The sequence below is a fragment of the Streptomyces sp. HP-A2021 genome, from assembly GCF_022807935.1.
GTDB lineage: Bacteria > Actinomycetota > Actinomycetes > Streptomycetales > Streptomycetaceae > Streptomyces > Streptomyces afghaniensis.
In genome coordinates this window covers 1,153,363-1,167,172 of the sequence record NZ_CP094344.1, presented here as the reverse complement: position 1 = coordinate 1,167,172, position 13,810 = coordinate 1,153,363, and the positions used below count along the sequence as shown (strand labels likewise).

10 protein-coding genes and 1 pseudogene are annotated in these 13,810 nt (G+C 71.7%); 4 read left to right on the top strand and 7 right to left on the bottom strand.

The genetic code is table 11. The features are described from left to right. Window positions 1-37: 37 nt before the first annotated feature. The 5 genes from icmF to MQE23_RS05410 form a co-directional block, all read right to left on the bottom strand. The gene (gene icmF, locus MQE23_RS05430; protein WP_243378417.1) at window positions 38-3,265 is read right to left on the bottom strand and encodes a fused isobutyryl-CoA mutase/GTPase IcmF; all 3,228 of its coding nucleotides are present in this window, start codon (window positions 3,263-3,265) and stop codon (window positions 38-40) included. A gap of 84 nt (window positions 3,266-3,349) precedes the next feature. After that, entirely contained in the window at window positions 3,350-4,318 is a 969-nt protein-coding gene (locus MQE23_RS05425; RefSeq protein ID WP_243378416.1) for a PDR/VanB family oxidoreductase, read from the bottom strand. 18 nt (window positions 4,319-4,336) lie between these two features. After that, window positions 4,337-5,527: an acetyl-CoA C-acyltransferase gene (locus MQE23_RS05420; protein ID WP_020275562.1), complete on the bottom strand. Its 1,191-nt coding sequence runs from the start codon at window positions 5,525-5,527 to the stop codon at window positions 4,337-4,339. A gap of 28 nt (window positions 5,528-5,555) precedes the next feature. Then, window positions 5,556-6,161 (bottom strand): histidine phosphatase family protein, encoded by a 606-nt coding sequence (locus MQE23_RS05415; RefSeq protein ID WP_020275561.1) that lies wholly within the window; start codon window positions 6,159-6,161, stop codon window positions 5,556-5,558. Between the two features lie 27 nt (window positions 6,162-6,188). After that, on the bottom strand, window positions 6,189-7,727 hold the full coding sequence (locus MQE23_RS05410) for an AMP-binding protein (RefSeq protein WP_243378415.1): 1,539 nt from the start codon (window positions 7,725-7,727) through the stop codon (window positions 6,189-6,191). 195 nt (window positions 7,728-7,922) lie between these two features. Here MQE23_RS05410 and MQE23_RS05405 point away from each other — a divergent pair, with 195 nt between their 5' ends. The 4 genes from MQE23_RS05405 (at window position 7,923) to MQE23_RS05390 (ending at window position 11,609) form a co-directional block, all read left to right on the top strand. Further along, window positions 7,923-9,164, top strand: coding sequence for an acyl-CoA dehydrogenase family protein (locus MQE23_RS05405; RefSeq protein ID WP_020275558.1), 1,242 nt, complete (start codon window positions 7,923-7,925; stop codon window positions 9,162-9,164). Between the two features lie 60 nt (window positions 9,165-9,224). Beyond that, complete coding sequence (locus tag MQE23_RS05400; protein WP_086847906.1) at window positions 9,225-9,989, top strand: SDR family oxidoreductase; 765 nt, start codon at window positions 9,225-9,227, stop codon at window positions 9,987-9,989. Window positions 9,990-9,992: 3 nt separating this feature from the next. Beyond that, entirely contained in the window at window positions 9,993-10,775 is a 783-nt protein-coding gene (locus MQE23_RS05395) for a ThuA domain-containing protein (protein ID WP_020275556.1), read from the top strand. Window positions 10,776-10,904: 129 nt separating this feature from the next. Further along, window positions 10,905-11,609 carry a DUF4328 domain-containing protein gene (locus MQE23_RS05390; protein ID WP_243378414.1) on the top strand — a complete coding sequence of 235 codons (705 nt, stop codon included), beginning with the start codon at window positions 10,905-10,907 and terminating at the stop codon, window positions 11,607-11,609. Here the strand turns inward: MQE23_RS05390 and MQE23_RS05385 are convergent. Beyond that, window positions 11,597-12,713: pseudogene (locus MQE23_RS05385) on the bottom strand (NAD(P)-dependent alcohol dehydrogenase). The gene MQE23_RS05390 and the pseudogene MQE23_RS05385 overlap by 13 nt on opposite strands. After that, window positions 12,713-13,810, bottom strand: coding sequence for an ABC transporter permease (locus MQE23_RS05380; protein WP_243378413.1), 1,098 nt, complete (start codon window positions 13,808-13,810; stop codon window positions 12,713-12,715). The pseudogene MQE23_RS05385 and the gene MQE23_RS05380 overlap by 1 nt, the downstream one beginning before the upstream one ends.

Genomic DNA, 13,810 nt, shown 5'->3' with positions numbered 1-13,810 from the left:
GTAGCTGCGGGTTGGTTTCCGCGGCTACGGGGCTGGGTCAGACGTTGCGGCGGTACTGGCCGCCCACCTCGAAGAAGGCCTCGGTGATCTGCTGGAGCGAGCAGACCCGGGTGGCGTCCATGAGGACGGTGAAGACGTTGTCGCCGCTCGTCGCCGCGTTCTTGAGAGCGGCCAGGGCGTCGTGGGCCCGGTCGCGGTGGCCGGCGTGGAAGTCCCGCACGCGCTCCAGCTGGGACTGCTTCTCCTCCTCGGTGGCCCGGGCGAGTTCCAGCTCCTGAGGCCGGCTGTCGCCCCCGGGGCGGAGGAAGGTGTTGACGCCGATGATGGGCAGGGTGCCGTCGTGCTTGCGCTGCTCGTACAGCATCGACTCGTCCTGGATGCGGCCCCGCTGGTAGCCGGTCTCCATCGCGCCCAGTACGCCGCCGCGCTCGCTGATCCGCTCGAACTCCTGGAGGACGGCCTCCTCCACCAGGTCCGTGAGTTCGTCGATGATGAACGACCCCTGGAGGGGGTTCTCGTTCATGGCCAGGCCCCACTCGCGGTTGATGACGAGCTGGATCGCCAGCGCCCGCCGCACCGACTCCTCGGACGGGGTGGTGACGGCCTCGTCGTAGGCGTTGGTGTGCAGCGAGTTCGCGTTGTCGTAGATGGCCGTGAGGGCCTGGAGGGTGGTGCGGATGTCGTTGAAGTCCATCTCCTGGGCGTGCAGGGAGCGTCCGGAGGTCTGGACGTGGTACTTCAGCTTCTGACTGCGTTCGCCCGCCCCGTACTTCTCCTTCATCGCGACGGCCCAGATGCGGCGGGCGACCCGGCCGAGGACGGAGTACTCGGGGTCCATGCCGTTGGAGAAGAAGAACGACAGGTTGGGGGCGAAGTCGTCGACGTGCATGCCCCGGGCGAGGTAGGCCTCGACGTAGGTGAAGCCGTTGGCGAGGGTGAAGGCGAGCTGGCTGATGGGGTTCGCGCCGGCTTCGGCGATGTGGTAGCCGGAGATGGACACGGAATAGAAGTTGCGGACCTTGTGGGCGATGAACCACTCCTGGATGTCGGCCATCATCCGCAGGGAGAACTCGGTGGAGAACAGGCAGGTGTTCTGGCCCTGGTCCTCCTTGAGGATGTCGGCCTGCACCGTGCCGCGTACGCTCGCGAGCGCGTGGGCCCGCAGCTCGGCCGCCTCCTCGGGCGACGGGTCACGGCCTTCGGCGGCTCGGAACCGGTCCGTCTGCTGGTCTATCGCGGTGTTCAGGAAGAACGCCAGGATCGTCGGCGCGGGTCCGTTGATGGTCATGGAGACCGAGGTCGTGGGTGCGGTCAGGTCGAAGCCGTCGTAGAGGGCCTTCATGTCCGCGAGCGTTGCCACCGACACCCCGGAGGTGCCGACCTTGCCGTAGATGTCGGGGCGTTCGTCCGGGTCGCGGCCGTAGAGCGTGACCGAGTCGAAGGCGGTGGACAGGCGGGTGGCCGGCTGGCCCTCGGAGAGCAGCTTGAAGCGCCGGTTCGTGCGGAACGGATCGCCCTCACCGGCGAACATCCGCGCCGGGTCCTCGCCGTCGCGCTTGAAGGGGAACACCCCGGCTGTGAAGGGGAAGTAGCCGGGCAGGTTCTCCCCGCGCCAGAACCGCACCAGCTCCCCGTGGTCGGTGAAGCGGGGCAGGGCGACGCGCGGGACCTTGTTGCCGGACAGGGACTCCCGGGTCAGCTTGGTGCGGATCTCCCTGTCCCGGACCTTCACCACCTGCTCGTCCCCGGCGTAGGAGGCGATGACGGCGGGCCAGTTCCCTATCTGCTCCGTGATCTGGTGCGGGAGCTGCCTGCGGGCGTCGTCGAGGAGCGACTGCACGTTCGCGGCGTCGGTGCCGGCCTCGACGAGCTCGTCCCTGACCGCCTCCAGGCGCTGCACTCTCCTGGCCGCCTCGGCCAGGCGCGTGGTCTCGGCGTGGTACGCGCGGACCGTGTCGGTGATCTCGGAGAGGTAGCGCACCCGGGCTGCGGGGACCACCTGCCGGATGCCGGAGGAGTGGCGTACCGCGACCGGTGCCAGCGCGCCCTCGGACAGCGGCAGGCCCTTCTCGGCCAGGCCCGTCTTCAGGTGCTGGTAGAGCGCGGTGACACCGTCGTCGTTGAACGTCGCCGCCGATGTGCCGTACACCGGCATGTCCTCGGGCCGCATGCCGAACGCCTCACGGTTGCGGACCAGTTGGCGGCCGACGTCGCGCAGCGCGTCCTGCGCGCCGCGCCGCTCGAACTTGTTGATCGCCACGACGTCGGCGAAGTCGAGCATGTCGATCTTCTCCAGCTGCGAGGCGGCACCGAATTCCGGTGTCATCACATACAGCGAGGTGTCGACGAACGGCACGATCGCCGCGTCGCCCTGGCCGATGCCCGGCGTCTCCACGATCACCAGGTCGAACCCGGCGGCCTTGACCACGTCGATGACGTCGGTCAGGTGCTCGGGCAGCTCGCGACTGCCACGGGTGGCCAGGCTGCGGAAGAAGACCCGGCTCCCGTCCAGGGAGTTCATGCGGATCCGGTCACCGAGCAGTGCCCCGCCGCCGCGGCGGCGGGTCGGGTCGACCGCGATCACGGCGATCCGCAGCTTGTCCTGCTGGTCGAGGCGGAAGCGACGTACCAGCTCGTCCGTCAGCGACGACTTGCCCGAGCCGCCCGTGCCGGTGATGCCGAGCACCGGCATGACCCGTGCCGCGGCGGCGGCCCGCAGCCGCTCCAGGAGATCCGGGGGCAGCTTGCCCAGTTCCGCGCCGGTGATGGCGCGGGCGATCGCGAACCGGTCACCGGCCAGCACGGCGGACGCGTCGGCCGGCTTGCCGTCCCAGAGGTCGAAGTCGCAGTCCTGGACCACCGAGTTGACCATCCCGGCCAGGCCCATCCGCTGCCCGTCCTCGGGCGAGAAGATGGTCACCCCGCTGCCGCGCAGCCGGGCTATCTCCTCGGGGACGATGACGCCGCCTCCGCCGCCCACCACACGGATGTGGTCGGCTCCCCGCTCGCGCAGCGACTCGACCAGGTACTCGAAGTACTCCACGTGCCCGCCCTGGTAGGACGAGACGGCGACTCCGTGGGCGTCCTCCTCCAGAGCGGCGTCCACGACCTCCCGCACCGACCGGTTGTGTCCCAGGTGGATCACCTCGGCGCCCTGGGACTGGAAGATGCGCCGCATGATGTTGATCGACGCGTCGTGCCCGTCGAACAGAGCCGAAGCCGTGACCAGGCGGACAGGGTGCACGGGCCGGTGCAGATCGCTCATGGGGGGCCTTCCCGGACAGGGCGGGGGTACTGCTGACAGAAGAGATACTAGGACGTCCTAGTAAATTGTTGGGAGTGATCGCCGTCACAGGTCGAGGACGAGGCGAGTCCCGCACGAGCGGGAGACGCAGATGAGCATGGTGTCGCCGGAGGCTCGCTCGTCCTCGGTCAGCAGCGAGTCGCGGTGGTCCGGCTTGCCGTCGAGTACGTCCGTCTCGCAGGTGCCGCACGTGCCTTCCCGGCAGGAGAAGTCGACCGCGACACCGGCCTGCTCCACGGTTTCGAGGATCGAGCGGTCCGCCGGCACGGTGAGGGTGAGCCCGGATCGTGCGAGCTGCACCTCGAAGGCCCCTGCCGGGCCGGTCTCGGCCGTCCGTACCGGGGCGAACCGTTCGACGCCCAGCGTGCCGGGAGGCCAGGCCCTGCAGTGTTCCTGCACCGCCTGGAGCAGGGGCTCGGGACCGCAGGCATGCACCAGCGTGCCTTCCTCGGGCACGCCCAGATGGGTCGCGAGGTCCAGCAGGCCGTACTCGTCCTGCGGACGGACGAGCACCCGGTCCCCGTGCGGGGCGAGGCGGTCCAGGAACGCCATGGAGGTCCGGCTGCGCCCGCCGTACAGCAGACGCCAGTCGGCCCCCGCGGCCTCGGCGGCCTCCACCATCGGGAGGATGGGCGTGATGCCGACGCCGCCGGCGATGAACAGGTGGCGTGCGGCGGGCCGCAGCGGAAAGTTGTTCCGCGGTCCGCGGACCCGCACGGCAGCGCCTTCGCGCAGGTGATCGTGGACGTACGCGGAGCCGCCGCGACCCTGCGGCTCGCGCAGCACGGCGATCTGCCATAGGTCGCGCGCGGCCGGGTCTCCGCACAGGGAGTACTGGCGGATCAGACCCCCCTCGTCACCGTTCAGAAGTACGTCGACGTGGGCGCCCGGCGTCCAGGCGGGAAGCATCCCGCCGTCGGGGCGGCGCAGGGTGAGGGAGACGACGCCGTCGGCGGCGAGGGTACGGGCCGCCACGACAAGGGTCGTGTCGACCGAGGTCAGCTGGACGTTCATGATGGTTCGGCTCCGGGTTCAGTCCTGGGTCGGCACGTGCAGCAACAGCGCGTCGCCCTGGCCGCCGCCCCCGCACAGGGCCGCCGCTCCGCTGCCGCCTCCGCGCCGCCGCAGTTCGGCCGCGAGAGTCAGTACCAGCCGGGCTCCGGTCATGCCGACCGGGTGCCCGAGCGCGATCGCTCCGCCGTTGACGTTCACCTTGTCGAGAGGGGTGTCCAACTCCCGTACGGAGGCCAGGGCCACTCCGGCGAACGCCTCGTTGATCTCGAACAGGTCCAGGTCGGCGGCCTTCAGTCGGCCGTCCCGGGACAGGGCGTCGCGGACCGCGCCGGCCGGCTGGACGAGCAGTGAGGGGTCGGGGCCCGCGACCGTGCCGTAGGCACCGATCTCGGCGAGTGGTGTCAGGCCCTCGAACCGGGCGCGTTCCGCGCTCATCACGACGACGGCCGCGGCGCCGTCGGAGAGCTGTGAGGAGTTGCCCGCGGTGATGGTGCCGGCGCCGGAGAAGGCCGGCCTCAGGCGTCCCAGGCTCTCGGCGGTGCTTCCCGGCCGTACGCCCTCGTCGGTGTCCACCACCGTCTCGCCCCGGCGTCCCGCCACGGTGACGGGGGCGATCTCCTCGGCCAATGCGCCCGACTCCTGGGCGTGGGCGGCCCGTTGATGGGACAGTGCGCTGTACTCGTCCTGCTCTTCGCGGGTCAGGGCGTACGGCCGCTGGTAGCGCTCGGTGGCCGCGCCCATGGAGACGCCGTCGAAGGCGCAGACCAGGGCGTCGCGGTCGAGGGCGTCCTCCGCCGCGGCGGAGCCGTACTTCCAGCCGGTGCGCGCCCCGCGCAGCAGGTGCGGGGCGTCCGACATGGACTCCATGCCACCGGCGACGACCACCTCGTGGCGGCCGGAGGTGATCATGAGGTCGGCCAGGGCGATGGCGTGCAGACCCGACAGGCAGAGCTTGTTGACGGTGCTCGCGGGCACGGAGAACGGAATGCCGGCGCCGATCGCGGCCTGCCGTGCCGAGTTCGGGCCGGCCCCGGCCTGCACGACATGACCCATGACGACGGCTTCCACGGCTGCCGGGTCCAGACGGGCGGCGGCCAGTGCCGCGCCGATGGCGTGGGCGCCGAGGTCGACCGCGGACACGGTGCTCAGGGCACCCGCCAGCCTGCCGATGGGCGTCCTTGCTCCGGCGACGATGACGGATCCGGGCATGCCGGGACCTCCTGGGGTGTGGGGCGGGTCAGGCGACCGCGTCGACGGCACGTTCGGCGACCATGTGGGCCGTCTCGTTCACCGAGTGCAGGACGATCCGGCCGCCGGGCATGCGCCGCACCCGGCTGACGGACGTGTAGTCGGGGTGGAACCAGAACATCGTGGGCAGGCCGAGCACCGTCGCCAGATAGGTGTTGGTGATGCCGCCGTGGCACACGACCGCGACGCGCCCGCCGGGATGGGCGTCGAGGATGGTGTCCATGGCCCGCCCGGCACGGGCGCGGAAGGCGTCCCAGTCCAGTTCGGGCACGAAGTCCTCGTAGCGCCCCTCGGCGAGTGCCGCCGCCCGGGGGTCGTCCGCGCCGATCTGCTCGGGTGGCATGTAGGGCTGAGTCACGTCGGTGTCCCACTCGCGCAGGTCGTCGAGGACGGTGGCGGTCATGCCGGTGAGGCGTTCCAGGGGTGCCACGGTCTCGCGGGCACGCCGGTACGGGCTGGAGTACAGGGCGTCGACGTCCTCGTGCACGAGCCAGGCGGCGAGGCGCTCGGCCTGTGCGGTGCCCTCCGGCGACAGCCCGGGGTCGAACACGCCCGCCAGGGGGAGGCCGTGCCGGATGAGGAGGAGTTCGGTCATGGGTGGTCCTTACTGGGGGAGCCCGGCTCAGCCGGCGATGGTTCGTTCGGAGTGCCAGTACGGGCGGCGCATCGCACGCTTGTCGAGCTTGCCCATGGCGTTGCGCAGCAGCTCGGGGACGAACTCGTAGGACTTCGGGCACTTGTGGGCGGCGAGGTGCTCGCGGCAGAACCGGTCCAGCTCATCGGCCGGCGGCTCCTCCGCCGCCACCACGACCAGCGCCCGCAGGGACTCGCCGAAGTCCGGGTCGGGCACGCCGACGACCGCGACCTCGGCGACCGCCGGGTGCCGGCGCAGGACCGCCTCGCTCTCGGCCGGGTACAGGTTCACGCCGCCGGAGACCACCACGTCCGCGGCCCGGTCGGTGATGAAGATGTAGCCGTCCGCGTCGACGTAGCCGATGTCGCCGAGCGTGAAGACGCCGGGGGAGAGATAGGCGGACCTGGTCTTGTCCGGGTCCGCGTGGTAGCGGACGCCCTGGTCGTCGGGTGCCCGGAAGGCCAGCAGTCCGCGTTCGCCGGGCGGCAGTGGCCGGCCGTCGTCGTCGGTGACCAGGACCTCGAACGGGGCCCGGACGCGCCCGACCGAGCCCGGGTGCGCCAGCCACTCGGCGCTGCTGATGCGGGCCACGGTGCCCGCCTCGCTGGCGCCGTACGACTCGGTCAGCACCGGACCGAACCACTCGATCATGGCTCGCTTCACGTCCGGCGGACACGCCGAGCCGGTGTGGGACACCTGCCGCAGGCTGGAGACGTCGTACCGGGCGCGGACCTCCTCCGGGAGGGCGAGCAGCCGCTGGAAGTGGGTGGGCACCATCACCGTCGAGGAGACCCGCCACCTTTGCACCCGGCTGAGGAACGTCTCCCCGTCGTACCTGCCGAGGACGACCACCGGCTGACCGGCCGCCAGGTGCCGCAGCGAGGTCAGCGGCGCGTTGTGCTGGAGCGGGCCGCACACCAGGTGCGGCCCCGGCGGGAATCCGGGCCGGGCGGACATCGCGGTGAGGTAGGCGGCGCTGTCGGTGACCGGGCCGCTCACCCAGCGCACCTCGGTGCCGCGCGCCCGTCCGGTGGTGCCCGAGGTGTAGACGAGCGGAGGCCGGGCGGGCCGGTCCGCCGGGACGGCACGTCCGGCCGGTGCGGCCGCCAGCCACAGGTCCCAGTCGAAGGCGTGCCCTGCGGCCGGCGTTCCGTGCATGACCAGCGGCAGGCCCAGTTCCCGGGCCGCGTCCAGGGCGGCACCCGCCCCGGCGGGACCGGTGACGATCGCGGTCACGCCCGCGTCGATGATCTGGTCGACGAGTTCGCCCGAGGTGAGGTTCCGGGACGTGGCCACGGTCCCGACCCCGGCGCGCAGGCCGGCCAGATGGGCCACCAGAGTCGGGATCGCGTTGTCACCGAGGACGGCGATCCGGTCGTCGGGCCCGGGCGCGAACTCCAGCAGCCGCGCCGCCGCCCGCGCCACCCGGTCGGCGAGGCCGGACCAGGACAGCACGCCCAGGTCGTCCACCAGGGCGGGCTCGTCGGGTGTCTCCTGGGCGCGACGGTCGAGTGGCAGCAGCGACATGGCTCCTCCGGCGGCTCATCGGCCCTCTCCCGGTTCGAGGGGAGAGGTGATGCGGTGACTGTAGCGTTTATCAAGAAAGTACGGAACACTCTGATCCCGAGCGGAGGCGTTCCCGCATGTTCAAGGGGTCTGGCAAACACACTTTGCCGCCACCGTTACTGAAGCTTTCGTCTGGTAACTGTCCGAGGAGGAGTCATGCCCCAGCCCGATCCGGACGCATGGCGCACGCAGGTACGGCAGTGGCTGGCCGGCGTGCTCGAACCGGCGCGGACGCCGGAGTCCGCCGGAGAAGACGCCGATCTCGCCGTGTTCCACAACCTCCCCGAGGACGAGGAACGCCTGCTGCTGGAGCGCTGCCGCGCCTACCAGCGGGCCCGCTTCGACGCCGGCTACCAGGCGCTGACCCTCCCCGTGGACAGGGGCGGCGCGGGACTGACCGCCGCTCACGTGGCCGCCTTCGCCGAGGAGGAGTCCGCCTTCGAGGTGCCGCCCTCCACCGAGCTGATCAGCGTCACCGTGCGCCTGGTCGCGATGGCCGTCTCCCTGTTCGGGACGGCCGAGCAACTCCACGACCACGCACGCGCGTTCCTGCGCACCGACCTGCTGGCCTGCCAGCTCTTCAGCGAGCCGGGTGCCGGGTCCGACCTCGCCGCCCTGCGCACCCGCGCCCGGCAGGCCGACGGAGGCGAGTGGGTGATCGACGGCCAGAAAGTGTGGACCTCGGGCGCCCAGTTCGCCGACTACGGCCTGCTGCTCGCCCGCACCGACCCGGACGTCGTCAAACAGGCCGGCATCACCGCCTTCCTGGTCCCGATGGACGCCCCGGGCGTGGAGGTGCGCCCCATCCGGCAGATGAGCGGCGGCGCCTCGTTCAACGAGGTGTTCCTCAGCGGCGTACGCGTCCCGGACCGGCTCCGGATCGGGCGGCCGGGCCAGGGCTGGGAGGTCGCCACCACCACCCTCGCCTTCGAACGGACCGCCTCCGGCAGCGGCAACCGCCGCAAGGGCGGCACCTTTGCGGACGTGCTCGCGCTCGCCCGCTCCCTCGACCGCACCTCGGACCCGCTGGTCCGCCAGCGGCTCGCCGACCTGTACGTGCGGGCCGCCCTGCGCGCGGCCACCGTGGACCGCGTCGCCAGGACGAGCGCGTCCGGCGGACGGCCAGGCCCTGAGGCGTCGTTGACCAAGCTCATGGCCTCCGACCTGCTCACCCGCACGGGACAGGTCGCCGCCGAGCTGATGGGGGCGCGGATCAGCGCCGACACCGGGGAACCGGGCACCTTCGCCTGGACACAGCACCTGCTCGGTGCCCCCGGCTACCGGCTGGCCGGCGGCACCGACCAGATCCAGCGCAACCTCATCGGCGAACGGGTGCTCAAGCTGCCGCCGGAGCCACGGGCGGACCGGGCGCCGTTCTCGCAGCTTCCCGGCAACTGAAGCACTTCTCGGCAACCGAGCTACCGGGACCGTTCCGGCAATCACAAAGGAGTGACATCGATGGATCTGGGACTGACAGGCGCGAAGGCGCTGGTGACCGGCGCGAGCCGGGGCATCGGCCGGGCGATCGCCGGAACCCTCGCCGCGGAGGGCTGCGCGCTGGCGCTGTGCGCCCGGGGCGAGGAAGGGCTGGCCAAGGCCGCCGCCGAACTGCGCGGCGAGGGGGCCACGGTGTTCGCGGAACCGGTCGACGTCACCGACCCCGCCGCCCTCGCGGGCTTCGTGGAGCGGGCGGCCGGTGAACTCGGCGGCCTGGACCTGCTGGTGTCCAACGTGTCGGCGGGCAACGTGAAGGGCCCCGAGTCCTGGGAAGCCAGCCTGCGCGGCGACCTGATCCCGTTCGCGGGACTCGTAGAGGCGGCACTTCCGCACCTGGAGGCCTCCGACCGGGCCGCCGTCGTGGCCATCGGCACCACCAACGCCTCCGACACCGCGCGCCCGGCCGGAGCGAACTCCTACTCCGCGCTCAAAGCGGCCGTCGTCCAGCACGCCTCGGCCCTCGCGCACTCCCTCGCACCGAAGGGCATCCGCGTCAACACCGTCTCGCCCGGCCCGATCGACTTCCCCGGCGGCGCCTGGGAGACCATCCGCACCAGCCGCCCGGAGGTGTACGAGGAGGTCCTCGCCAAGCTGCCGATCGGCCGCTACGGCACCGCGGAGGACGTGGCCGCGGCGGTGGCGTTCCTGCTCGGGCGGACCGGCTCCTTCTGCGTCGGGGTCAACCTCGTGGTGGACGGCGGGCTGCTCACCCGCGTCCAGTATTGAGCCGTGGGTGGCCCGGCCGGCCGCCTGGACGCCGTGCTGGTCTGCGGCGGCCGGTGGCACGACTTCGACCACGCGCGGCTGCGGCTGCTGGAACTGCTCGCCGAGCATCCCCGGGTGCGCACCACGGTGTACCAGGACTACGACTGCCTGGCCGCCCTCGACGAGGCGGACCTGCTGGTCACCTACACCTGCGACGTCCGGCCCTGCCCGGCGCAACGGGCCGCGCTGGCACGGTTCGTCGAGCGGGGCGGGCGCTGGCTCGCCCTGCACGGCACCAATGCGGTGATCGAGCCGTCGCTGGGTGGCGGCTCGCGGGTGTTCACCACTCCGCGGCTCCTCGGGGAAGTGGCCGAGGTGCTCGGCAGCCAGTTCCTGGCCCACCCGCCGATCGAGCCGTACGAGGTGCTGGTGACCCGGCCCGACCACCCGCTGGTCGCCGGGATCGGACCGTTCACGGTCACCGACGAGCTGTACGTGTGCGAGCTGCACGGCGAGCTGGAGGTGCTGCTGCACGCCGAGTACACGGGGCCGTGCCGCGGTTTCGCCGAGGGCGACACGGCGGCCCTCGACCGTGCGCCCCGGCCGGTGCTGTACCTCAAGCGGCACGGCCGCGGCGAGGTCTGCTACTTCACGCTGGGCCACTGCCGGGGCCGCTACGACGTGCAGGACCTCGGCGTCGACGACACCGGGCGCGTGGACGTGGGGCCCTGGGAGACACCGGAGTTCCTGACCGTGCTCCGGCGCTGTGTGGAACGGACGGTGGGCGGGCGAAGCCCGGCTCGGTGAAGCGGGGGCCGTGGAGTGGGTGTCCGACCTGCGGATTGTCATGGACGGGGCCTCGCATCAGGCGTACCGTGCCTGCGCGCGCGCTCTTTCGCGGGCCTTTTCCTTCTCCGCCCGTGGGGGGCCACCGTCATGTCTGCATCCCATGAACTCCGTCCGCGTCGCATGCTGCCGAACGGAACACCACGCTCGGTGCGCGGCCTGCTGGCAGCGGCGTCGGTGTCGCTCGCGATCGTCGCCCTGAGCGACATCCTCGCCCTCTTCGCCGGAGCCCGGATCTACCTGCTCATCGACGAGGACCAGGGATTCGCCGCCGCTCCCCAGCAACGGCTGGACGCCGCGTACTCGCTGTACCAGACAGCCGGCAACGTTCAGGGCATCGTGTTCCTGCCCTGCGCGGTCCTCTTCATCGCCTGGTTCTACTGGACGCGCCGTAACACCGGGCTGCTGGCACCCGATCGATTCCGCAAGGGCCAGGGCTGGGCCATCGGGGGCTGGCTCATCCCACTGGCGAACTTCTGGCTGCCGTACCGCATCGCCGTCGACATGTGGGGTGCCGCGTCACCCCTGCCCGCCGACGGGGAGCCGTACCGGGCAGGGATCTGGCCCGTGAACCTGTGGTGGGGCCTGCTCGTTTCCAGCTCGCTGTACGGCCTGTACGCCTCGTCGCGATACGAGAGCGCAGAGACCCTCACGGAGATTCGGGCCGCGGTGATGCAGTACATGGCAGCGGACGTCCTGGACCTGGCCGCTGCCGTGGCCGCGGTGTACTTCGCCGTCCGCCTGACGTCCATGCACTGGCGGAAGGCGACGGCAAGCAGTCCTTACAGCGCGTGAGGCGACGAGGCGTGCGGCAGTACCACCGCGCGGCCGTCGATCTCCCCGGCGTGCAGGCGCTCGTACGCCTCGGGCGCCTGTTCCAGTGTGAAGGTCTCGACGTGGGACGACACGAGACCCTGGCGTGCGAGCTCAAGGACCTCCATGAGCTCCGTCCGGCTGCCCCAGTAGGGGAAGGAGGCCGACACCTCGAACGGCAACCCGCCCCCGAAGCCGACGGGCAGCGTGCCCCCGCCGAGGCCGACGACGGTGACGTCGCCCGCCACCGCCACCGACGCGGCGGCGACCGCCAGCGTCGCCTCGGCTCCGACGAAGTCCAGGACGACCTCCGCTCCCGTACCGCCGGTGAGTGAGCGGATCCGGGACGAAGTCCAGGACGACCTCCGCTCCCGTACCGCCGGTGAGTGAGCGGATCCGCGCGGCCGCCTCGCCGTCGGAGAGGAGCGTCTCGTGCGCGCCGACTTCGCGCGCCAGCTCCAGCTTCTCCTTGCTCACGTCGAGGGCGACCACCCGGGCCGGGGTCAGCGCGCGCAGTAGTTGTACGGCGAGATGCCCCAGACCCCCGACGCCGATCACCACCGCCGTGCTGCCGGGCAGCAGCTTCGGCAGGGATCCGCGGATCGCGTGGTACGGGGTCAGCCCGGCGTCCGTGAGGGGTGCCGCCTGGAGGGGGTCGAGTCCGTTCAGGGGCACCAGGTGCCGGGGCGAGTCCACCAGCACGTACTCCGCCAGGGCACCGGGTGAGCCGAGCCCCGGCGGCAGGATGCCGAGCCCGGCGGCGTGCGGACAGCAGTTCTCCTTGCCCTCGGCGCACTGATGGCAGCGCCCGCAGCCCCACGGGCCGTACACCGCCACCGCCTCGCCCTCCGTCACGGCGGTGACACCGGCGCCCAGCGCCGCCACCGTGCCGACGCCCTCGTGGCCGAGTGTCATCGGCAGGGCGTAGGGGAACTGCTCCTCGGGCCAGCCCATCACCGCCAGATCGGAGTGGCAGAGCCCGGCCGCCGTCACCTTCAGCAGCACCTGGCCCGGGCCGGGTTCGGGCTTCGGTACGTCCACGACCTCGGGGGCGTGCCCCACCCGCCGGTACTGAAGTGCCTTCATCATCGGATCTCCTTGCTGGTGGACGGGTCCGGCCGGGTTCTCGCCCGGCGGCGCAGGACTGCGGGCAGGGCGATCCGGCCACCCGTGAGGACAAGCGCCACGATGAGGACCGAGCCGGTGAACAGGCTGGCGGCCCACTGCGCGCTGGTCGCGAGGCCGAGGCCCGTGATGCCGGTGCCGAGCAGGAGGACCGCGAGGACCGTGCCCCAGGCGTTGAAGCGGCCCGCGCGCAACTGGGTCGCCCCGACGAACGCGGCGGCGTAGGCCGACAGCAGATAAGGGGTGCCCGCGGTCGGGGATCCGGAGCCGACCGAGGCCGTGAACACGACACCGGCGAAACCGGACAGCAGCGCGGAGGCCACCAGGGTCAGAAAGCGCAGCCGGTCGGTGCGCACCCCTTGCAGCCGGGCCGCGTCGGCGTTGAAACCGGTGGCGTACAACCGGCGCCCGGTGGCGGTGTGTTCCAGCAGGAACCAGATGGCGAGGGCGGCGAGCAGCAGATACAGCACCGGCAGGGTGACGCCGCCGGCCTCCAGCTGGGCGATGCTCGCGAACGGCTCGGCGAGCAGCCGCACACCGGTGATCGAGCTGTCGTTGGTGACCATGGTGATCAGGGACTGGATCAGCGCACCGGTGGCCAGGGTGGCGATGAACGAGTCGACGCGCAGGACCACCACCACGATGCCGTTGACGACCCCGACCAGCAGTGCGGCGGTCATCGCCAGGGCGATGGCCGTGCCGGGCCCGAGCCCGGCGGAGACCATGAAGTGGGCGGTCAGCACGCTGGTGAGCGACATGGTGAAGGCGATGGAGAGGTCGAAGACGCGTGCGGCCAGCGGTGGTACGACGCTGAGTGCGACCAGGCCCGCCACGGCGTTGCCGTTCAGTACCTGCTTGACCGTGATGGTGGTCGGGAACGTGTCGGGCGCCCAGACGGTGAAGAGCACGACGATGACCAGCCACACGTACACGGCGCCGATGTTGCGGAACGAGAGGGCGGCCGCCGCCCGTCGGGCCCATGTCCCCGGTACGTACACCGCGGATCTCTCCGGTGCGGACGGCGGGAGCTCCGCCGCCCGGGTCGGGGTGGACGTCAT

Excerpts from the sequence above, each read along its gene's own strand:
- icmF (WP_243378417.1), bottom strand. The coding sequence starts at position 3,265 with ATGAGCGATCTGCACCGGCCCGTGCACCCTGTCCGCCTGGTCACGGCT.
- MQE23_RS05425 (WP_243378416.1), bottom strand. The coding sequence starts at position 4,318 with ATGAACGTCCAGCTGACCTCGGTCGACACGACCCTTGTCGTGGCGGCC.
- MQE23_RS05420 (WP_020275562.1), bottom strand. The coding sequence starts at position 5,527 with ATGCCCGGATCCGTCATCGTCGCCGGAGCAAGGACGCCCATCGGCAGG.
- MQE23_RS05415 (WP_020275561.1), bottom strand. The coding sequence starts at position 6,161 with ATGACCGAACTCCTCCTCATCCGGCACGGCCTCCCCCTGGCGGGCGTG.
- MQE23_RS05410 (WP_243378415.1), bottom strand. The coding sequence starts at position 7,727 with ATGTCGCTGCTGCCACTCGACCGTCGCGCCCAGGAGACACCCGACGAG.
- MQE23_RS05405 (WP_020275558.1), top strand. The coding sequence starts at position 7,923 with ATGCCCCAGCCCGATCCGGACGCATGGCGCACGCAGGTACGGCAGTGG.
- MQE23_RS05400 (WP_086847906.1), top strand. The coding sequence starts at position 9,225 with ATGGATCTGGGACTGACAGGCGCGAAGGCGCTGGTGACCGGCGCGAGC.
- MQE23_RS05390 (WP_243378414.1), top strand. The coding sequence starts at position 10,905 with ATGTCTGCATCCCATGAACTCCGTCCGCGTCGCATGCTGCCGAACGGA.
- MQE23_RS05380 (WP_243378413.1), bottom strand. The coding sequence starts at position 13,810 with ATGACGTCCACCCCGACCCGGGCGGCGGAGCTCCCGCCGTCCGCACCG.